Origin of the sequence: Phenylobacterium sp., from assembly GCF_030681155.1 — a bacterium.
Lineage (GTDB): Bacteria > Pseudomonadota > Alphaproteobacteria > Caulobacterales > Caulobacteraceae > Phenylobacterium.
This window is the reverse complement of the sequence record NZ_JAUXXE010000068.1, coordinates 79848-98382: the sequence shown is the minus strand read 5'-3', so window position 1 is coordinate 98382 and position 18535 is coordinate 79848. Positions and strand designations below refer to the sequence as shown.

Genomic DNA, 18535 nt, shown 5'->3' with positions numbered 1-18535 from the left:
TTGGGTTGAGCGATCGGGGGGATTGCGTGCATTCGTTTAGAGCGGCGATGGCCAACAAGGCCTAGGCCTAGGCCTAGGCCCGAACGTCTCTGGCTAGCCGACGCCGATGTCGTCAGGTTTGACCAGGTTTCGCAGCGTCTCGCCACGCAGGTAGAGGCCCAGGTTCTCCAGGAACAGGGCGTCGCCACGCTCGCCGGTCAGCTCGCCGCGGTTCGAGGCATGGGGCGTCACCCGGACCTTGGGATGGTCCCAGAACCAACTGTCGGTGGGCAACGGCTCGGTCTTGAAGACGTCGAGCACGGCGTGTGCCGGCTTGTCAGCGTCCAGCGCCGCGCGCAGGGCGTCCTCATCCACCAGGCCGCCGCGACCGATATTGATCAGGATCGAGCCGGGTTTCATGGCCTCAAAGAACTTGGCGTCGGCGAGGTCGCGGGTGTCGTCGTTCAGGGCGCAGGCCAGCACCACCACATCGGCCTCCGGCAACCTTTGCGGCAGGTCGGCGATGGTCGAGACGGCGTCCGCCAGCCCCTCGGCCGAATTCGACCGCCGCACCGCCTCGACATGCGCGCCGAACGCCTTGGCGCGCGTCGCGATCTCGCGGCCGATATTGCCAAAGCCGATTATCAGCCAGCGGGTCTGGCCAACCTCGCGGAAGTTTACGCGCTTCCAGGCGTGGGCCGCCTGATGCTCGGCCTGTTCGGCGATAGGATGCAGCAGGTTGAGGGCGTGGATAGTGACGTACTCGGCGATAGCGGGAGCCTGGGCGCTGGAATTGGTGACCAGCAAACCCTCGCGGGCCAGAGGCTTGAACATCGGGTTCTCGACGCCGGCGAACACCGTCTGCACCCAGCGGGCGTAGGGGGACGCGGCCAGCCTTCCGAAGTAGTCCTTCGTCTGGGCGCCAAAGGCATCGAGCGTCAGCCACCAGATGTCCGGCGCCAGGCTCGCCGTGTCGAAAGGCCGGCCATTGAGCGTCAGGCTACCGTCCGGCTCCAACACCACGACCTCCAGGTCTGGAGCCATGGCGGCGAGGCGGCCGGAGATGCGGTCGAAGGGCGCGCGAAACAGGAAGGCTTGCATGGTCTGACCTTAGCGACGCATCGGCTTGCGGCAATGCCGCTGTTCATTGACAGCTCATTGTCAATATGACGCTATGTTGTCATGAGTAACAAGGTTGAAGCCCTGGATCGTCTTCAGCGCGCCTGCGACAAGGCGGCCGGAGCGCTGTCCGACGCGGGTGACGACTTGGTGGCCGACCTGGGCCTAAGCACGGCTCGGATGCAGCTTCTTGACGATCTGGCCGCTAATGGGCCTCGCACCGTCTCCCAGGTGGCCCGCTCACTCGGCCTCAGCCGGCAAGCGGTGCAGCGCGTCGCCGATGATCTCGTACAGCGCGGCCTGGCCGCCTACCAACCCAACCCCGATCATGCCCGCGCTCAGCTTCTCGACATGACTGCAGGGGGCCGGGCTGCGCACGCGGAGGCCGCGCGGCGTAAGGCTTTGTGGCTCGCGTCATTGGGCCAGGGCCTGACGCCGGCTTGGATCGACATGGCCAGTGAATTGATGACCTTGCTGGCGCGCCGGGCGGCCCAGAAGGCGCAGATTCCAGATGCATGACCCTGTCAACTATGTGGAAAATGGTCGCCCCGGAGGCCGCCATGCTCACCAAGGACCCAATCGCCGCAGTCCGGCGCTTCAACCGTTTCTACACGCGGCGGATTGGCGCCCTGGATGAAGCGCATCTTGGATCGCCCTACGGCCTGGCCGAGATGCGGGTGCTCTACGAGGTGGCGCAAACGCCGGATGGGATCAGCCCCAAGGCGCTGGCGGCGAACACCGGGCTGGACGCCGGATATCTCAGCCGCATCCTCAAGAGGTTCGAAACCGAGGGCCTGACGGTGCGGGCGGCGTCCCGGCATGACGGGCGCAGCGTCTCGGTATGGCTGAGTTCAGACGGTATCCACGCCTATAATGAGATGCGGCAGGTCGCTGAGGGAGCGGTCGCCGAAATGATCGCGCCGCTTACTGGTGTCGAGCGCGTGCGGCTGACAGAGGCGATGGGGCAGATCGAGACCTTACTGGCCGCGGCGGCGGGTGAAAGCGCGGCGCCCAGTGACCTGGTCCTTCGCCCTCATCGTCCCGGCGACATCGGCTGGGTCGTGCATCGGCACGGCGTGCTCTACGCCCGCGAGTTTGGTTGGGACGAGAGGTTCGAGGCACTGGTCGCGCGGATCGCCGCCGACTTCGTCGATAATCTGGACCCGGCGCGCGAGCGTTGCTGGATCGCTGAACGGGACGGCGACATCCTGGGCTCGATCTTCCTGGTCCAGGGCGAAGCTGTGGGTCAGGCCAAGCTGCGGTTGCTGCTCATCGAGCCGGCCGCTCGTGGCCTTGGGCTCGGCAAACGGCTGGTCTCCGAGTGCGTCGAGTTCGCTCGGAGCGCCGGCTACAGCGAAGTCATCCTGTGGACCCAGAGCATGCTGATCGCCGCCCGCGCGATTTATGCGGGCGCCGGTTTCGAGTTGGTCGAGAGCCATCCCGACGAAAGTCTGGCGCCGGGCCTGGTGAGCGAGACATGGCGGCTGGCGCTCTAGCCACGCTTTCTCGGGTGACACCGGCGGGGGCGATGTGGAATGTGGCCGCGTCCTGACAGCCGCCGAGTGTTTCCATGCGACAGCCCAACTTCATCATCATCCTGGCCGACGACCTGGGCTATGGCGACCTCGGTTGCGACGGGGGCAAGGTGATCCGTACCCCGAACCTCGACCGCATGGCCGAGGAAGGCGTGCGGCTGACGGACTTTTACGCCTCGGCTAATGTGTGCACGCCCTCGCGAGCCGGGTTGCTGACCGGCCAGTATGCGATCCGCAACGGCCTCGCCCATGAGGTGATCCAGCCGGCCGACACCACCGGACTGCCGGTAGAGGCCCTGACCATTCCAAAGGCGCTGGGCGAAGACTACGCCAGCGCCCTGATCGGGAAGTGGCACCTGGGTCATGTCGCGCCGCATTGGCCGCCCACGGAGTATGGCTTCGACCACTTCTACGGTCTGCCCTACAGCCACGACATGAAGCCGCTGGCGCTCTACGACACCGGCCAGACGCCGATGAGCGAGGAAAAGGCCGACTTCACCAAGCTGACCCAACAGTTCTTCGAGCGCACCGCGACCTTCGTCGAGGAGAACCGCGACAAGCCGTTCTTCGTGCTGTTGGCGCTGACCGCCCCGCACATCCCGCTCAAGCCCAACCCGGACGATCTGACGGGCTCTGCGGGCGGCGACTATGGCGAGGTGGTCGAGGAGATCGACCTCAACGTCGGGCGGCTGCTGGCGCGATTGAAGGAACTGGGCCTGGACGAAGACACCATGGTCGCCTTCACGTCCGACAACGGTCCGTGGTTCGAAGGTTCGTCAGGGCCATTCCGCGACCGCAAGGGCGGCTCGGCCTGGGACGGCGGCTTCCGCGTGCCGTTCATCGCCCGCCAGCCGGGAACCTTGCCGGCTGGTCAGGTCAATTCAGCGATCACAAGCAATCTCGATCTGTTGCCGACCCTGCTGGCCATGGCCGGCAAGCCGCAGGTCTCCGACCGCGAGCTCGACGGTCGTGATATCTCGGCTGTGCTGAAAGATGGGGCCGAGTCGCCGAACGACGAGATCGTGGTGTTCGACAACGCCAAGGTCGCGGCTGTCCGAACGTCGCGGTGGAAGTATGTGGCGCGGTCCTACTACCGGACCTACGACGTCCCGCTGGATCGCTATCCGCTGCTATTCGACATGGATATCGACCCGGGCGAGAACTACAGCGTCGCGCGCAATTTCCCGGACGCCGCCGCGGATATGCGCGCGCGGCTGGAGAAGGCGAGGGCCAAGTACGAGCCGATGGCTGCCGCATTCCCCCCGCACGTGGCGCCGGCTTCGGCGGCCGACCACCCCGACTAGGGGAAGGGGCTTATTTGCGGCGCTGCTTGCGAGCTGCGTAGCGGGCGTCGCGGGCGGCCTTTTGGGCGGCGCGCGTCTCCAACTCGCGGGTCTCGTTGTCGAACGCTTCGACCTCGGCGCGGAGCGCGTCGGCCTCGGCCGCGATGCGGCGCTTTTCAGTGCGTTCGGCCTCGCGCTTGGCGCGAAGCTCAGCGAGCTCGGCGGCCTTGATGGCGGCGCGGTCGGGAACGACAGGGGCGGTGACGGTCGGCTTGACTTTCATCTTCGCCAGGAGGGCCTTCTTGGCCTCCAGCGAGGTCGCCGCGCGGTCGTTGAAGCTATTTTTCTTAAGGTCTCTCATGCCGGCGTCCCCATGTCGCATCCGCCGGAAAAAAGCAACAGAATCTCGGTGCGCCGGTTCGCCGCGCACGCATCCCTGTGGCGCCCGTGCACGTAACCTTCTGGTCTGCGGAGATCCCCGCGCCGACTGAAAGAAGACCGATGGACGCTGTTTCTCGCCGAGCCATGATGGCGATGGGATTAGTCCTGCTCGCCCCCGCTCAAGTTCTCGCCGCGCCGACAAGCCGCAGGCTCACCTTCGCGGTGTTTCGCAATGGAGCCAGGATCGGCGAGCACCGCATGAGCATCGTCGGTCAGGCGGACGGCGTGACCGCCAGCTCAGACGTTTCGATGCTGGTGAAGGTCGGGCCTGTGCCGGTCTACCGCTATACGCACCGCGCCGTGGAGCAATGGCGGGCGGGCCGGTTCGCCAGCCTTGAGACATCTACAAACGGGGGCGGCAAGATCCAGCGGGTGTCGGCCCGCCGAACGGACGCCGGCGTCGTGATCGACACCGGCAAGAGCCGCATCACCGCGCCATCCGGCGCCGCGCCCCTGACCCATTGGAACGCCGCCGTCCTCGATGGCCCGCTGTTCAATCCTCAAGACGGAAAGATGCTGTCGATCACCGCCCGCCGCGCTGGGCGGGAGGCGGTGAAGCTTGCCGACGGCCGCAGCATCCAGTCTACGCGGTGGAGCCTGCGTGGGGATACGCAGATCGACAACTGGTACGACGGCGCCGACACCTGGGCGGCTTTGCGGGGAAAGCTGCCCGACGGTTCGATGATGGAGTACCGGCGGCTCTAGAGAGCCGCCAGGACGGCGTCGCCCATCTGGACGGTGGAAAGCGCGCCGCCCAGGTCGCGAGTGCGGGCGCCGGCTTCCAGGGCCTTTACGACGGCGGCGTAGAGCTGGTCGGCGGCCTCGGCTCGGCCGAGCGACCAGCGCAGGGCCATCTCGAACGACAGGATCGCCGCCAGCGGGTTAGCCAGGTTCTGGCCGGCGATGTCCGGGGCCGAGCCGTGGATCGGCTCATAGAGGCCAGGCTTGCCCGGCAGGCAGAGCGCGGCGGACGGCATCATGCCGAGCGAGCCGGTCAACTGGGCCGCTGCGTCCGATAGGATATCGCCGAACAGATTATCGGTGACCATCACGTCGAACTGCTTGGGGTTCTTGACGATCTGCATGGCGGCGTTGTCGGCCAGGATATGCTCGAGCTGCACGTCGCTGAACTCGCGCTTGTGCAGATCGGTCACGACCTCGCGCCACAGCAGGCCGGAATCCATCACATTGGACTTCTCGGCCGAGTGGACCTTGTTGCGGCGGCCGCGGGCCAGTTCGAAGGCCACGCGGGCGACGCGTTCGATTTCCATGGTCGTATAGACCTGGGTGTCGACGGCGCGCTTGCCGCCCTCGGGCAGCTCCTCGATGAAGCGCGGCGATCCGAAATAGATGCCGCCGGTCAGTTCCCGGACGATCATCATGTCCAGGCCTTCGACCAGTTCGCGCTTGAGCGACGAGGCGTCCGCCAGGGCGTTGAAGCAGAGGGCTGGGCGCAGGTTGGCGAACACCTCCATGCCGGCGCGTAGGTTCAGCAGACCGGCCTCTGGGCGCTTGTCGCGCGGCGCGCCGGCCCATTGCGGGCCGCCCACGGCGCCCATCAGGACCGCCTTGGAGGCCTTGGCGGTCGCCAGGGCTTCGTCGGTCAGCGGAACGCCGTGCGCATCGTAGCTGCAGCCGCCGAACAGTCGCTCTTCGATGGCGAGGTCCGGGGTGAGAGCCTCGGCCACGCGGCGGACCTGCGCGGTGACTTCCGGGCCGATACCGTCGCCGGGCAGAAGAAGCAGGTCGGTCATGTGGGAGCCCCCGTTCAGGTCACGCGCCGCGAATGGCGTTCGGAGGCGATCTCGTAGGCGAAGACCGGGCGATGGAAAACCCCCAAGGCGAAGCGTGCCGACGGTTTCGCAGGCGCCATGCCGGCCGGGTGTTGAAATAGTGGGCGATAGGGCGCGCCCTCGGGGCCGTCCCTAGGGTAAAACCCGCGCACGCCTTGGTTTTGCCCCATCGAACCGCGAGATCATCCGGCTGTAAGGTTCACTTAGCTGGAAGACGCGTGCCCGAAGGATCGTCTGGATTCGACCGGTCGGTCCTTGGGGGGCCGAACCGCCGCCATCTGATCGCTGCGCTCCCGCTCGCCCTAGTCGGCGCGGCGGCTCCGGCACACGCGGCGCGAAGCCGGGGCTTTGGCGAGGCCGATGTTCAGGCCCTGGCCGGCGCCTTGTCGCGGCGGCCGTTCAGTCCTCCGTCCCGAGATCTCCCCGCGGCCCTCTCGAAGCTGGACTACGACGCCTACCGGGACATTCGTTTTGATCCGTCCAAGGCGCTGTGGAAGCCCGAGGGCCTGCCTTTTCAGCTTCAGTTCTTCCATCGTGGCGGATTGTTTCGCGAGCAGGTCGACCTATACGAACTGCGCCAAGGCCAGCCCACGCCGATCGCCTATTCGACCGAGCAGTTCAATTTCAAGCGCGGCGCGCCGACCGGCCTGTCGCCGCAACTCGGTTTCGCCGGCTTCCGTATCCACGCCCCGATCAACAAGGCGACGTACTTCGACGAGGTCGCGGTGTTCCTGGGGGCGTCCTACTTCCGCGCCGTGGCCAAGGACATGCTCTATGGCCTGTCGGCTCGCGGCCTGGCGATCGGAACCGGCGGACAGGAAGAGTTCCCGATCTTTCGCTCGTTCTGGATCGAACGGCCCTCGCCGGGCGCGCGCAGCCTGACCATCTTCGCCTTGCTGGACAGCGCCAGTTGCGCCGGCGCGTTCAAGTTCGTCGTGACGCCAGGAGCGACGACGATTTTCGACGTCAGCGCCAAGGTGTTTCCGCGCCGCGCGATCGCTAATGTCGGGATCGCGCCGCTGACCAGCATGTTCCTGTTCGCAGGCGACTCCACGCGGCGCTTTGACGACTTCCGGCCCCGGGTGCACGACTCCGACGGCCTGTCGGTGAGCAACGGTCGCGGCGAGCAGCTTTGGCGGCCGCTGGTCAATCCGCGCATGGTCCAGACGAGCGCCTTTCAGGACAAGAACCCGCGCAGCTTCGGCCTCATCCAACGTGAGCGCAGGCTGGGCGCCTATCAGGACCTGGAGGCGCGCTATGATCTGCGGCCCAGCCTCTGGGTGGAGCCGAAGGGCGCCTGGGGACCTGGCCAGGTGCGGCTGGTCGAACTGCCGGCCGCAACCGAGTACGAAGACAACATCGCCGCCTTCTGGACGCCCACCGCGCCGCTGCGCGCCGGTCGGCCGGCCAGTTTCGCCTACCGGCTTCATTGGGGTGCGGAGCCGCCAGCGGCCGGCGTCGCCCGCGTCGTACAGACAAGATCGGGCGCTGCAGCCAATCCGTCCCGCCGGCGTTTCGTCGTCGACTTCGACATGCCGGTGGGCGTTCCGGCCGACGGGGTCAGCGTCAGCATCACCGCCTCTCGGGGCGAAATCCTGGAGAAACATCTGCTTCCTAATCCCGCGACGCGCGGCCTAAGGCTCAGCTTCGAGCTCGATCCAGGCCAGGCCCGGGAAATCGATCTGCGCGCCCAGTTGGCGCGGTCCGGAAAGCCCTGCTCGGAGGTTTGGCTATACCGATGGACCGCGTGACCGCCCGCCCCGCCGCCGCGACAGCCTGGAAGCCCAAGCTGGGACCTGCCTTGCGCAGCCTGCCGCCGCGCAGACCCTTGGCGATGCCCATCCAGAGCCTGGAAAAGGACGAGATGGGGCAGGCCTGCGTGCCCTTCCTCGACAGCCGCGCCTGGCGGCGGACCGCGGTGGTCGGCGCGACCTTAGTTTCCACCTTGGGCGCCAGCGCGGTGATGGCGCGGCTGCTCGAGCCGATGGGTTTCTCGGTTGCGGACGGGGCGATGCTGACCCTGTTTGTGCTGCTGTTCGCCTGGGTCGCCTTTGCCTTTGTCAGCGCGATCGCAGGCTTCGTCCTGATGTGGCGGGCCCGCGACCTGGAGCCGTGGCGGCCCCAACCGATCATCTTCAGCCGCACGGCGCTGCTGATGCCGACCTACAACGAAGACCCCGGCCGGATCCTGTCGGGTGTCCAGGCGATCTACGAAGAGCTGGCGGGCATGGGCGTCTCCGAGCTCTATGACATCTTTGTCCTGTCCGACACTCGTGACGGCGCCATCGCGCAGGCCGAGGCTACCGGGGTGCTGCGCCTGCGTCTCAAGCTGGAAGCGCCGGACCGGATCTTCTATCGCCGCCGCGCCGTCAATCTCGACCGGAAGGCGGGCAATGTGGCCGACTGGGTCGCTAATTTCGGCGCCGGCTACGAGTCGATGATCGTGCTGGACGCCGACAGTCTGATGACCGGCGACACCATCGTTCGACTGACGGCGGCGATGGAGCGCGATCGCAAGGTTGGCTTGATCCAGACGTTGCCGTCGATCATCGGGGCCTCGACCTTGTTCGCCCGCCTCCAGCAGTTCGCCGCTCGGGTCTACGGGCCGGTGATCGCCCAGGGCCAGGCCTGGTGGTCGGGCGCCGAAGGGAATTATTGGGGCCACAACGCCATTATCCGCACGCGCGCCTTCGCCGCCTGCGCGGGCCTGCCGCACATCAAGTCAGGCAAGCCGTTCGGTGGCCACATCATGAGCCATGACTTCGTCGAGGCCGCACTGCTGCGGCGCGGCGGCTGGGCCGTTCGGATGGCGCCGGACCTGACCGGCAGCTACGAAGAAGCCCCGCCCTCGCTGATCGATATGGCGGTGCGCGACCGCCGCTGGTGCCAGGGCAACCTGCAACACAGCGCTGTGCTGGGCGCCAAGGGGCTGCACTGGGTCAGTCGTCTGCATCTGGCCCGCGGTGTGCTGGCCTATCTCACCGCGCCGCTTTGGCTGGCCTTCCTGGTCCTTGGCGGGGTGGTCTGGTTCCAGCAACGCGGCGCGGGTCACGCCCTTGAGGCTTCGATGGCCGGCGCGCTGTTCGCCGCCACCATGGCGCTGTTGCTGATTCCCAAGCTGTTGGGCGCCGTTCTGGTCGCTCGCGACCGTGCGGCGCGGGAAGCATGCGGCGGGGTCCTGGGCCTGGCCCTTAGCGTCGTCGGCGAGGTCGCGTTGTCTGCGTTGATGGCGCCGATCTTCATGCTGATGCACAGCCGCGCGGTGGTCGATGTGCTGCGTGGACGTCACTCGGGTTGGGCGGCGCAACAACGCGACGAGGGACGGCTGAAATTCAAGCGGGCCTGGAGCCGCCACTGGTTGCACACCTTGCTCGGCCTAGGCTGGGGCGGTGCGGCGCTGGCGCTTGATCCAGTGCTGCTGGCCTGGACCAGTCCGGTGACGGTGGGCCTGGTCCTTGCCATTCCACTCTCGATGGCGACCGCGCGGGCCGACGCCGGCGCGGCAAGCCGCAGGCTTGGCCTGTTCATGACGCCGGAAGAGACCGCAGGTCCGGACGTCGCGGCGCGCGCAGCGGGTCTGCGAGCCCAGTACGACGCCGAGGCGCAGGTCAGGTTCGAGATAGACCGGCTGTTCCGCGCGCCCGCGCACGTCTATCGCCCCGAAGTGCAGGGCGTTCCGGCCTATCTGCAGGCGGCCTGAGGCTAGAGCGGCCGCTCGGCGGCGACGTCGTAGGCCGAGAGCTGGCGGTCAGAGACGCCATACGCCGGCCAATGGCTGCGCCAGGTCGCCATGTGCGGCGTTTGGAAATGGGCGTCCAAGGCCGCCTGGTCGCGCCAGGCTTCGAACACCCGGATCAGGCCCGGCTCGGCCACGTCCTCAGCGTAGGAATAGGCGATGCAGCCATCCTCGGCGCGGCTGGCCTCGAGCATGGCCAGCATGTGGGGGCGGAAGCCCGCGAGGTTCGCCGCCGGAACGCGCACCGTCCCGGCGATCAACAGGGTCACGCGCGTTCCAGCCAGGGCTGGCTGATGGCGCGCTTGCCTTCATAGACGTCGATGGACGCCGCGGCCTGCAGGGTCTCGCCAATGGCGTCCAAGCCCTTCAGCATCTTTTCCTTCCGCTGCGCGTCGATCTGGAAGGTGAACTTCTGGCCCGACGGCGAGATCACGCTCTGGCTCTCAAGATCGACGGTGACCATGTGGTTGCCGCCTTTGGCTTCGTCCATCAGCGTCTGGACTTGGTCGGGCGCCAGCACCACGGGCAGCAGGCCGTTCTGGAAGCAGTTGTTGTAGAAGATGTCGGCGAAGCTGGACGAGATCACGCAGCTGATCCCGAAATCCATCAACGCCCACGGCGCATGCTCGCGCGACGATCCGCAGCCGAAGTTGTCGCCGGCCACCAGCACGCCGACGCCCTTGTATTCCGGACGGTTGAGGATGAAGTCGGGCTTCACCTTCCCCTCTTCGTCGAAGCGGAAGTCGTAGAACAGTCCCTTGGACAACCCTTCGCGTTCCACGGTCTTCAGGAACTGCTTGGGGATGATCTGGTCGGTGTCGATGTTGGCCAGGGGCAGGGGAGCGATCTTGGCGTCGAGCTTGGTGAAGGCTTGCATCAGTTCATCTTAGCAGAGGTTTCGGGCAAGGTCTGAGTGATGATCCAGCGGTCTCTGACCTGACCAGTTTCGTCGCCGACGCCGCTGGTCATCAGGCTGGAGCATTCGACCCGGACGGCGATGCCGGTTGGGATATCTATCTCATGACGACAGGCGTCGTCACGGGTCACGGTCATCTTGGCGAAGGCGGCTCGCGCCTCATCGACCCGCTCAGGTGCAATCTTGGCCGTCAGGGCGTTCAATGCCAGGCCGATGCTCTCGCGTGTCGATCCCGGATCGAGCTGCTGGCGCCATGAGATCACGGCGCGTCCGGTCTTGGCGTCGTAGGACTCCAAGGTGAAGCTGGCTTTCGACAAGATGGGCGGACCACCCAGCGGATTGGGCAGGCGATCCTCGTATGGTGTGGCGACGCCAAGTTCGAGGTCGGCGCCTTGGGCGAGCGCGGTCCGTACGAGGTCGCCTTTGGCCAGGGCGTCCACGGTGGCGTCAACCAGGGCGGGGGACACCTTCGCCATGGCCGCCTTTTCGTCGGCGCCGATACCGGCGCCTTGGAGCATCGCGCTAACGGCCGTGCTCACCTGCGGCCGGTTGACGATTTCCTCGGGGGACAGGGTCTCATCGACCGTCATGATCACGGGGACGGACAGGGTGCGAGCGGCTGCCGCCTGCTGCGATGGGCCGGCCTCGGCCTTGATTGAAATCGGGGTGACGGTCAGCCGGTCGCCTGACAGGCTTAGCCGCTGGGTGTTGAGAAAGGTCCAGGCCTGGACCTTGTCGCCGCGCTTGGTCTCCCGCGACTGCTCAACGGTCATCGTCCACGCCGCACCGTCCTGCACCTTGACCGGCAGGCTGTGGGCGGCGACGGGCGTGGCCAAGCTGGCGAGCAAGAGCGCCAGTCTCATTCGACGACGACGCCTTGGGCGATCATCAGGGCCGGAGCGGCCGGAACGCCGGAGCGCACCGTGAAGACCTTGGTGCCTGGCTTTCGGCCGGTACGCACGTCCGAGACGTCGAAGCCGGCGGCGGCGATCCGGGCCTGGACCGCGTCAGGATCGGCGACCCGCCAAGCCAGGCCGCCGAAGCGGTCAGGCGCGTCGGAGGCGGGGGTCTTCAAACTGGCGCCCATCTCGACCACAGCGTCGCCGCAGCGGAAGAACAGTTGCCGCACGCCCCACTCGGCGTTCGACCGGTCAAGCCGCAGGTCGAGGCCGAGCTTGGCGCCGTAGACCGCCAAGGCGCGGTCGGGATTGGCGGTGTTGATCACCACGTGGTCGAGCTGGGTCACCGCGGCGGCCTCGTCGTCCAAGGGTTCGGAGAGCGGCCAGGCCACGCCGTCGCGGGGCGGCGCGGCCAGAAGAATGGTCAGGCCGCCGGTGTCGGCTGGGGTTAGAGACGAAGTCGTCCAGTAACGCTTGCGTCCGTCCTCGTGGGTCGAGCGGACGGGGCCGGGCGCCGAGCCCCGCAACCCGCGCCGGCCGAGCAGCTTGGTCGCCGCCTCGATGTCGGAGACGGTGAAGGCCAGGGCCCATATGCCCTCGCCATGTTCTGCCAGGTGCTTGCGGATGGTGTCGCCGAACGCGCCCTCGCCATGGGGGGTGATCACGTCGAGCGCCATGTTGGGCAGCTGGAACCAGGCGTGCCGCGCCCCGCCGTCGCCGCCGACCCAGTTCGGCTTGCGGCCGAGCAGGGCGGTATAGGCGGCGATCGCGGCGTCGAGGTCGTTCACCGCCAGGGCGACGTGGTCCAGCCCGGTGATCATTGGTCGCCCCACACGGTGTTCAGGGGCTGGCTCTGGTCTTCCTCCCCGGCGAACAGCAGCCGGATGGAGACGGCGGCGAAGGTGGCCGTGTAGAGGCCGAGCAGCACCAGCAGCCCGCCGCCAATCAACAGTCGCATGCGGCGTTGTTGATCGGCGTCGACATATTGTTTGCCGGCGACCTTGAGGCCGACGACCTGGCCATCGAGCAGTTCAGCCTGGATCGGTGTTCCGGGCTTGAGTTGCAGCAGCGGGACGGGGCTGCCGCAGTTGCGCTGCAGGCGGCACTGCAGGATCAGCGGGTAGCCGGTCTCGTCGAGGTCGATGGCGTAGGTCCGGCCGAACGCGCCCACGGTGTCGACGCTCTGCAGCCGGCCATCGAAGGTGCGGGTCTGGCCAAGGTCGGCGATGAACGAATTGACGAGGAACCAGATCCCGGCCGCCAGCACCGGGACGCACATGGCGACCATTGCGGCCTCGACCGGCTTGTCGAACCGGGCGCGCTCATCAAACAGCACTTGGCTTTGACGGACGCGGAAGATCACCGCCAGGAAGCCGACTACCGCGAAGTAAACAACCACCGCCAGCAGCGCTGAGCGGCTAATACCGCCGCCGCCGGTCATGTCGAGATAATTGGCGAGGAAGGCGCCAAGACCCGCACACAGGATGGGAAGCCCCCACCAGACAAGGAAACTGGTGCGGGCGCTCATCATCAGATGAAGTCTCTCACATCGGCGATGTGGCCCGCGATCGCCGCCGCGGCGGCCATGGCGGGACTCATCAAGTGGGTGCGCCCTCCACGGCCCTGTCGGCCCTCGAAGTTGCGGTTGGAGGTCGAGGCGCAGCGTTCGCCCGGCGCCAGACGGTCGGGGTTCATCCCCAGGCACATCGAGCAACCCGGCTCGCGCCAGTCGAAGCCAGCCGCCTTGAAGATGGCGTCCAGGCCTTCTTCCTCGGCCTGGGCCTTCACCAGGCCCGAACCCGGCACGACCATGGCGCGGACGTGCGGCGCCACCAGCTTGCCGTGGACGAAAGCGTGCTGGACCACTTCGGCGGCCGAGCGGAGGTCTTCGATACGGCTGTTGGTGCAGGAGCCGATGAACACCACGTCGATCTTGGCGTCTGTGATCGGTTGGCCGGCCTCCAGGCCCATATAGTCGAGCGCCCGGGCGACGGACGCACGCTTGTCGGTGCTGGCGAAGGCCTCCGGAGCCGGCACGGCGTCGCTGATGGCGATGACGTCCTCAGGGCTGGTGCCCCAGGTGACCAGCGGCGCGATCTTGGCGGCGTCCAGCCGGACTTCGCGGTCGAACACCGCATCATCATCCGAATAGAGCGTCTTCCAGTATGACTGGGCGACTTCCCAGGCGCCGGCCTTCGGCGCGGCGGGGCGGCCCATCATGTAGTCGAAGGTGGTCTGGTCCGGAGCCACCAGACCGGCGCGCGCGCCGCCCTCAATGGTCAGGTTGCAGAGCGTCATCCGGCCTTCCATCGAAAGGTCGCGGATCGCCTCGCCGGCAAACTCGATCACATAGCCGGTGCCGCCGGCGGTGCCGATTTCACCGATGACGGCCAGGGCGAAGTCCTTGGCCCCAACGCCGGGCGCGGGCTTGCCGTCGATGGTGACGCGCATGTTCTTCGACTTCTTCTGCCGAAGGGTCTGGGTCGCCAGGACGTGCTCGACCTCCGAGGTGCCGATGCCTTGGGCCAGGGCTCCGAACGCGCCGTGGGTCGAGGTGTGGCTGTCGCCGCAGACGATGGTCATGCCCGGCTGAGTGCGGCCCTGCTCGGGGCCGACCACGTGGACGATCCCGTTGCGGATATCGCCCATCGGGAAGAACTCGATGCCGTTGTCCTTGACGTTCCGTTCGAGCGTCTGAAGCTGGAGACGAGCCTCTTCATCGGCCACCGCGCCGACGCCGAGCGCCTGGCCTTCAGTGGGGATGTTGTGGTCGGCCACGGCGAGCGTCCGGTCCGGACGACGCACAGGCCGATGCGCTGCGCGAAGGCCCGCGAAGGCCTGCGGCGTCGTCACCTCATGGATGAGGTGCAGGTCAATATAGAGGATCGCCTCGCCGTCTTGTTCGTCGACGACGTGAGCGTCCCAGATCTTGTCATAAAGCGTCTTGCCAACCATGGGCGGCATCTAGTTCCGGCGCGGGGCTAAAGTCCAGTATGCGACGCAATTGCCGATGACGCGGGATCAGTTATTCATAGGTCCATGGCGAACGCCGATTGGGACCTGTTCCAGAGTTTGCACGCGGTGCTCCAGGCGGGAAGCTTGTCGGCGGCCGCGAAGTCGCGGGGGCTGACGCAGCCTACCCTGGGGCGCCATATCGAGGCGCTTGAACAGAAATTGGGCGCGCCGCTGTTCCTGCGCTCGCCGCGCGGCCTGACGCCGACCGACCTCGCCTACCAGCTTCAGCCGCACCTGGCCGAGATGTACGCCGCCGCCGCTGCGGCGATGCGGGACGCTTCGGGCGCTGCCGACTCCCTCAAGGGCGCGATCCGGATCACCGCCAGCCAGATCATCGGGACCGAGGTCCTGCCCACCATTCTGGGGGCGTTCCGGCGCGAGCATCCGGAGATCGACATCGAACTGGTGCTGTCGAACAAGGCCGAGGATCTCTCGCGCCGCGACGCCGATATCGCCGTGCGTATGATGCGCCCTACGCAAGGCGCGCTGGTGGCGCGCAAGGTCGGCGCGCTCGGGATCGGGTTCTACGCCTCGCCCGACTACATCGCCTGTTTCGGCGCGCCTGAAAGCCTCGAGGAGATGGACAACCACACCGTGGTTGGGTTCGATCGCGAGATGCCGGCTCTGGCCGCGCTCGCCGATCTGGAGCTGCCGTGGGAGGTGACCCGCGAGCGTTTCGCCTTCCGCTCCGACAACGACATGGCCCAGATCGCGGCGATCCGCGCCGGGGTCGGGGTTGGCGCCTGCCAGCACCTACTCGCGCGCCGCTATGGCCTGACCCCGGTGCTCGCCAACGCCTTCCATTTCGAGCTCGAGGTGTGGATCGCCATGCACGAGAACCTGAAGGGCCACCGCCGAATGCGCTTGATGTTCGACCACCTGGTCGCCGGCTTCCAGGCGTTCATCGCCGAGGGGCGGCAGGCCTAGAGCATGACGGCGGCCCGCATCCACATCGTCGGCGCATCGTCGTCGGGCACGACCACGCTGGGCGGGGCGCTGGCCGAGCGCCTGGCCTGCCCTCACCTGGACACTGACACCTTCTTCTGGGAGGCGACCGATCCGCCCTTCACCACGAAGCGGCCGGTGGAGGAGCGCATCGCCCTCATGGAGGCGCAGATGGCCGGGCGCAGGTCGTGGGTGATCTCAGGGTCTCTGGTCTCCTGGGGGGAGGTGTTCATCCCCCGCTTTGACCTCGTGGTCTTCCTGCGCGTCCCACCGGAGATTCGTCTGGAGCGACTGCTGCGCCGCGAGCGTGAGCGCTATGGCGCGGCGATCGAGCCCGGCGGCGACATGCACGAGGCGCATCTGGCCTTTGTCGAGTGGGCGCGCGGCTACGATCAACCCGGCTTCCCAGGCCGCAGCCTCGAGCAGCATCGCCATTGGCTCGCGACCCTGCCTTGCCCGGTGCTGGAGATCGACGGGACGCCCAGCCTGGACGATAGCCTCGAGAGGGTGCTGGCGAGCGCCGCCTGACGTCAGCCTCGGGCCACGTGCACGTTGAGGGGCCGCCGCCATGAGCCGCTTGCCTGACTTCCCGGTGGCCGGCGGCTGCGCCTGCGGAGCTATCCGCTACCGGCTGAGCGGGGCGCCATTGGGGATCTATTCCTGTCACTGCACCGCTTGCCAGACCCTGACCGGTTCGGCGTTCAGTCTGGGCATGTCGGTGCTGCGCAAGGATTTCGAGCTGACCGAGGGCGAGCCCGCGACCTGGCTGCGGACCGCTGACTCCGGGGCGGTCATTCCCCAGAGGTTCTGCGCTAAGTGCGGCGTGCGGGTCTTCACAGAGCCGCCCGGCGGTCCGCACTCCCTGACGCTGCGGCCGGGGACGCTGGACGATGCAAGCTGGGTTCATCCGGTCGCGGCCTTCTGGACCAAGAGCGCGCAGCCTTGGATGACCTCGAGGGCGACCAGTTGCTCTACGAGACAAACCCAACCGACTTCGCACCGGTCATGCGCGCCTGGACGGCGTGGGCCGAGGGATAGGCCCTCGCGACCGAAGCTTCACCTTAGTCGCCATAAAGTTGACTTGCCGACCCGCGCCACCGAACGTAGGTTTTTGGTTCCGGTTGGCGGGTGTCCGCGTCCGGTCAAACCTTAGATGAGGAGGTCGACCTTGGTCGGATCCAGAAGAGGTCGCCCGAGTCTGCTCGGACGCACGGCGCAAACCGCCGCCCGCACCGCCGTGATCGCCGGGACCGCTACGGCCGTCTCCGGCAAGGTGGCCGCCCGTCAGGCGGCGGGCGCTGCTCCCGCACCGGCCGCCGCCGAGCCTGCACCGCCGCCTGCCGCGGCCGCGCCCGCCGCCGCGCCAGGGGGATTGACCGATGAGGCGATCGGCAAGCTGCAGAAGCTGGCCGACCTGCGCGCCTCGGGCGTGCTGACCGAGGAGGAATTCGCCGTTCAGAAGGCGCGTATCCTCGGCTGACGGCGAACTCTGTCCTCATAGGACAGCACTTCGGCCAGGATGCGCTGGGCGGGCCCTTGGCGCGCACGGGGCGTCTCCGGCCGGTCAGTAACGCTCCTGATTGGAGTTGTGGCCGACCTGCCGCGTTCGAGACCCACAAACGAAAACGGCGGCCGTGTCTCCACGGCCGCCGTTTGAATATCAGGCTTTGAAGGCTTAGCCTTCGGAAGCTTCGCTCGCCGCTGCGGCGGCCTTGGCGCCGGGGGCCTGTTGACGTTCGGCGATCCGGGCCGACTTCCCGCGACGATCGCGCAGATAGTACAGCTTGGCGCGACGAACGACGCCGCGACGCTTCACTTCGATGGAGTCGATGTTCGGGGAGTGGAGCGGGAACACGCGTTCCACGCCTTCGCCGAACGAAATCTTGCGGACGGTGAAGCTCTCGTTGATGCCGCCGCCTTGACGGGCGATGCAGACGCCTTCGTAAGCCTGGACGCGCTCGCGCTCGCCTTCCTTGATCTTCACGTTGACGCGGAGCGTGTCGCCCGGCTGGAAGTCAGGGATCGCGCGGGTGGCGATCAGGCGATCGGCTTCTTCTTTTTCGAGCTGCTGAATGATGTTCATGGTCGTCTAGTCCTTGTTCACTGGGCTTTACTCGCCCCTTGCCTGTTATTTGGCGGATCGCTGCGCCCAGAGGTCTGGCCGTCGCTCCCGCGTCGCATCTTCCCGCTGCGCCTCACGCCACTTTCGCACTTGCGCGTGGTGGCCGCTCAGCAGCACTTCGGGAATCTCAAGCCCCTCGAATTCCCGCGGTCGCGTGTACTGCGGATGCTCCAGAAGCCCGTCCTCGAAACTCTCTTCACTCAAGCTCGCAGCCTGGCCGAGGACGCCGGGCACGAGCCTTACGCACGCTTCGATCGTCACCAGCGCTGCAGCTTCGCCACCGGCGAGCACCGCATCGCCAACGGCGATTTCCTCGAACCCGCGGCTGTCGAGCACCCGCTGGTCCACCCCTTCGAACCGGCCAGCCAGGACGATCAGTCCAGGCCCGTCAGCCCACTCTCGAACGCGCGCCTGGGTCAGGGGTCTGCCGCGTGCGCTCATGTACAAAAGCGGCCGTCCCCGACGGTCCACGCTATCCAGCGCAGCCGCGATGACGTCCGCTCGCATCACTTGTCCCGGGCCGCCACCCGCAGGGGTGTCGTCGAGGAAGCCGCGCTTATCCTTGGAAAAGCCCCGAATGTCCACTGTTTCCAATGTCCAAAGCCCATGCTCGCGCCAGGCGGTGCCGATCAGGGACACGCCGAGAGGCCCCGGAAAGGCCTCGGGAAACATGGTCAGGACGGTGGCGTCAAAGCTCATGAGGCGGCTTGTGGACGAAGTGACGCAGGTTTTCCATCCTCGCGCGCGGCCGA

The 18535-nt window shown here is 67.0% G+C and carries 20 protein-coding genes and 1 pseudogene; 10 read left to right on the top strand and 11 right to left on the bottom strand.

From position 1 onward, the window contains the following. Positions 1 to 93: 93 nt before the first annotated feature. Entirely contained in the window at positions 94 to 1080 is a 987-nt protein-coding gene (locus Q8M13_RS17465) for a D-2-hydroxyacid dehydrogenase (RefSeq protein WP_305301386.1), read from the bottom strand. Positions 1081 to 1161: 81 nt separating this feature from the next. Between Q8M13_RS17465 and Q8M13_RS17460 the strand changes: the two genes are divergently transcribed. The 3 genes from Q8M13_RS17460 (at position 1162) to Q8M13_RS17450 (ending at position 3937) form a co-directional block, all read left to right on the top strand. Next, positions 1162 to 1617 carry a MarR family winged helix-turn-helix transcriptional regulator gene (locus tag Q8M13_RS17460; protein WP_305301385.1) on the top strand — a complete coding sequence of 152 codons (456 nt, stop codon included), beginning with the start codon at positions 1162 to 1164 and terminating at the stop codon, positions 1615 to 1617. Further along, positions 1614 to 2594: a bifunctional helix-turn-helix transcriptional regulator/GNAT family N-acetyltransferase gene (locus Q8M13_RS17455; RefSeq protein WP_305301384.1), complete on the top strand. Its 981-nt coding sequence runs from the start codon at positions 1614 to 1616 to the stop codon at positions 2592 to 2594. Before Q8M13_RS17460 ends, Q8M13_RS17455 begins: the two co-directional genes overlap by 4 nt. Positions 2595 to 2668: 74 nt before the next feature. Then, on the top strand, positions 2669 to 3937 hold the full coding sequence (locus Q8M13_RS17450) for a sulfatase (RefSeq protein WP_305301383.1): 1269 nt from the start codon (positions 2669 to 2671) through the stop codon (positions 3935 to 3937). Positions 3938 to 3947: 10 nt separating this feature from the next. Here Q8M13_RS17450 and Q8M13_RS17445 read toward each other — a convergent pair whose 3' ends face one another. Beyond that, a complete protein-coding gene (locus tag Q8M13_RS17445; protein ID WP_305301381.1) occupies positions 3948 to 4277 on the bottom strand; it encodes a DUF6481 family protein in 330 nt (109 codons plus the stop codon). Positions 4278 to 4417: 140 nt separating this feature from the next. On the opposite strand from Q8M13_RS17445, the gene Q8M13_RS17440 reads away from it, so the two are divergent. Next, positions 4418 to 5062 carry a DUF6134 family protein gene (locus Q8M13_RS17440; protein ID WP_305301380.1) on the top strand — a complete coding sequence of 215 codons (645 nt, stop codon included), beginning with the start codon at positions 4418 to 4420 and terminating at the stop codon, positions 5060 to 5062. On the opposite strand, the gene leuB is transcribed toward Q8M13_RS17440, so the two are convergent. Further along, positions 5059 to 6111 (bottom strand): 3-isopropylmalate dehydrogenase, encoded by a 1053-nt coding sequence (leuB, locus tag Q8M13_RS17435; protein ID WP_305301379.1) that lies wholly within the window; start codon positions 6109 to 6111, stop codon positions 5059 to 5061. The two genes, Q8M13_RS17440 and leuB, sit on opposite strands and share 4 nt — an antisense overlap. A 257-nt stretch (positions 6112 to 6368) precedes the next feature. On the opposite strand from leuB, the gene Q8M13_RS17430 reads away from it, so the two are divergent. Next, a complete protein-coding gene (locus tag Q8M13_RS17430) occupies positions 6369 to 7901 on the top strand; it encodes a glucan biosynthesis protein (protein ID WP_305301378.1) in 1533 nt (510 codons plus the stop codon). Continuing rightward, a complete protein-coding gene (mdoH, locus tag Q8M13_RS17425; RefSeq protein ID WP_305301377.1) occupies positions 7889 to 9850 on the top strand; it encodes a glucans biosynthesis glucosyltransferase MdoH in 1962 nt (653 codons plus the stop codon). The genes Q8M13_RS17430 and mdoH overlap by 13 nt, the downstream gene beginning before the upstream one ends. Before the next feature lie 2 nt (positions 9851 to 9852). On the opposite strand, the gene Q8M13_RS17420 is transcribed toward mdoH, so the two are convergent. From Q8M13_RS17420 to leuC, 6 genes are read right to left on the bottom strand one after another with little or no spacing between them, the layout of a single operon-like run. Continuing rightward, on the bottom strand, positions 9853 to 10155 hold the full coding sequence (locus tag Q8M13_RS17420) for a putative quinol monooxygenase (protein ID WP_305301376.1): 303 nt from the start codon (positions 10153 to 10155) through the stop codon (positions 9853 to 9855). Further along, complete coding sequence (gene leuD, locus Q8M13_RS17415) at positions 10152 to 10763, bottom strand: 3-isopropylmalate dehydratase small subunit (RefSeq protein WP_305301375.1); 612 nt, start codon at positions 10761 to 10763, stop codon at positions 10152 to 10154. The genes Q8M13_RS17420 and leuD overlap by 4 nt, the downstream gene beginning before the upstream one ends. Next, positions 10763 to 11665, bottom strand: coding sequence for a hypothetical protein (locus tag Q8M13_RS17410; RefSeq protein ID WP_305301374.1), 903 nt, complete (start codon positions 11663 to 11665; stop codon positions 10763 to 10765). Before Q8M13_RS17410 ends, leuD begins: the two co-directional genes overlap by 1 nt. Continuing rightward, entirely contained in the window at positions 11662 to 12522 is an 861-nt protein-coding gene (locus tag Q8M13_RS17405; protein ID WP_305301373.1) for a VOC family protein, read from the bottom strand. Before Q8M13_RS17405 ends, Q8M13_RS17410 begins: the two co-directional genes overlap by 4 nt. After that, complete coding sequence (locus tag Q8M13_RS17400; protein ID WP_305301372.1) at positions 12519 to 13232, bottom strand: hypothetical protein; 714 nt, start codon at positions 13230 to 13232, stop codon at positions 12519 to 12521. Before Q8M13_RS17400 ends, Q8M13_RS17405 begins: the two co-directional genes overlap by 4 nt. Continuing rightward, entirely contained in the window at positions 13232 to 14656 is a 1425-nt protein-coding gene (leuC, locus tag Q8M13_RS17395) for a 3-isopropylmalate dehydratase large subunit (protein ID WP_305301470.1), read from the bottom strand. The genes Q8M13_RS17400 and leuC overlap by 1 nt, the downstream gene beginning before the upstream one ends. Positions 14657 to 14740: 84 nt before the next feature. On the opposite strand from leuC, the gene Q8M13_RS17390 reads away from it, so the two are divergent. The 4 genes and pseudogenes from Q8M13_RS17390 to Q8M13_RS17380 all read left to right on the top strand — a co-directional run bounded on the left by Q8M13_RS17390 (position 14741) and on the right by Q8M13_RS17380 (position 17141). Beyond that, a complete protein-coding gene (locus Q8M13_RS17390) occupies positions 14741 to 15643 on the top strand; it encodes a LysR family transcriptional regulator (protein WP_305301371.1) in 903 nt (300 codons plus the stop codon). Between the two features lie 3 nt (positions 15644 to 15646). Then, the gene (locus Q8M13_RS17385; protein WP_305301369.1) at positions 15647 to 16189 is read left to right on the top strand and encodes an AAA family ATPase; all 543 of its coding nucleotides are present in this window, start codon (positions 15647 to 15649) and stop codon (positions 16187 to 16189) included. A gap of 40 nt (positions 16190 to 16229) precedes the next feature. After that, positions 16230 to 16583 (top strand): annotated as a pseudogene (locus tag Q8M13_RS21085) (GFA family protein); the annotation flags it as partial. Between the two features lie 246 nt (positions 16584 to 16829). Continuing rightward, a complete protein-coding gene (locus Q8M13_RS17380; protein ID WP_305301367.1) occupies positions 16830 to 17141 on the top strand; it encodes an SHOCT domain-containing protein in 312 nt (103 codons plus the stop codon). Positions 17142 to 17336: 195 nt separating this feature from the next. Here Q8M13_RS17380 and rplS read toward each other — a convergent pair whose 3' ends face one another. Beyond that, positions 17337 to 17744 (bottom strand): 50S ribosomal protein L19, encoded by a 408-nt coding sequence (rplS, locus tag Q8M13_RS17375; protein WP_305301366.1) that lies wholly within the window; start codon positions 17742 to 17744, stop codon positions 17337 to 17339. Between the two features lie 45 nt (positions 17745 to 17789). After that, positions 17790 to 18482 carry a tRNA (guanosine(37)-N1)-methyltransferase TrmD gene (trmD, locus tag Q8M13_RS17370; RefSeq protein WP_305301365.1) on the bottom strand — a complete coding sequence of 231 codons (693 nt, stop codon included), beginning with the start codon at positions 18480 to 18482 and terminating at the stop codon, positions 17790 to 17792. Positions 18483 to 18535: the final 53 nt, after the last annotated feature.

Coding starts and splice junctions, on each gene's coding strand:
- Q8M13_RS17455 (WP_305301384.1), top strand. CDS start 1,614: ATGACCCTGTCAACTATGTGGAAAATGGTCGCCCCGGAGGCCGCCATG.
- Q8M13_RS17465 (WP_305301386.1), bottom strand. CDS start 1,080: ATGCAAGCCTTCCTGTTTCGCGCGCCCTTCGACCGCATCTCCGGCCGC.
- Q8M13_RS17390 (WP_305301371.1), top strand. CDS start 14,741: ATGGCGAACGCCGATTGGGACCTGTTCCAGAGTTTGCACGCGGTGCTC.
- leuB (WP_305301379.1), bottom strand. CDS start 6,111: ATGACCGACCTGCTTCTTCTGCCCGGCGACGGTATCGGCCCGGAAGTC.
- rplS (WP_305301366.1), bottom strand. CDS start 17,744: ATGAACATCATTCAGCAGCTCGAAAAAGAAGAAGCCGATCGCCTGATC.
- Q8M13_RS17450 (WP_305301383.1), top strand. CDS start 2,669: ATGCGACAGCCCAACTTCATCATCATCCTGGCCGACGACCTGGGCTAT.
- Q8M13_RS17400 (WP_305301372.1), bottom strand. CDS start 13,232: ATGATGAGCGCCCGCACCAGTTTCCTTGTCTGGTGGGGGCTTCCCATC.
- Q8M13_RS17445 (WP_305301381.1), bottom strand. CDS start 4,277: ATGAGAGACCTTAAGAAAAATAGCTTCAACGACCGCGCGGCGACCTCG.
- Q8M13_RS17410 (WP_305301374.1), bottom strand. CDS start 11,665: ATGAGACTGGCGCTCTTGCTCGCCAGCTTGGCCACGCCCGTCGCCGCC.
- trmD (WP_305301365.1), bottom strand. CDS start 18,482: ATGAGCTTTGACGCCACCGTCCTGACCATGTTTCCCGAGGCCTTTCCG.
- Q8M13_RS17440 (WP_305301380.1), top strand. CDS start 4,418: ATGGACGCTGTTTCTCGCCGAGCCATGATGGCGATGGGATTAGTCCTG.
- Q8M13_RS17385 (WP_305301369.1), top strand. CDS start 15,647: ATGACGGCGGCCCGCATCCACATCGTCGGCGCATCGTCGTCGGGCACG.
- leuC (WP_305301470.1), bottom strand. CDS start 14,656: ATGGTTGGCAAGACGCTTTATGACAAGATCTGGGACGCTCACGTCGTC.
- leuD (WP_305301375.1), bottom strand. CDS start 10,763: ATGCAAGCCTTCACCAAGCTCGACGCCAAGATCGCTCCCCTGCCCCTG.
- mdoH (WP_305301377.1), top strand. CDS start 7,889: ATGGACCGCGTGACCGCCCGCCCCGCCGCCGCGACAGCCTGGAAGCCC.
- Q8M13_RS17405 (WP_305301373.1), bottom strand. CDS start 12,522: ATGATCACCGGGCTGGACCACGTCGCCCTGGCGGTGAACGACCTCGAC.
- Q8M13_RS17460 (WP_305301385.1), top strand. CDS start 1,162: ATGAGTAACAAGGTTGAAGCCCTGGATCGTCTTCAGCGCGCCTGCGAC.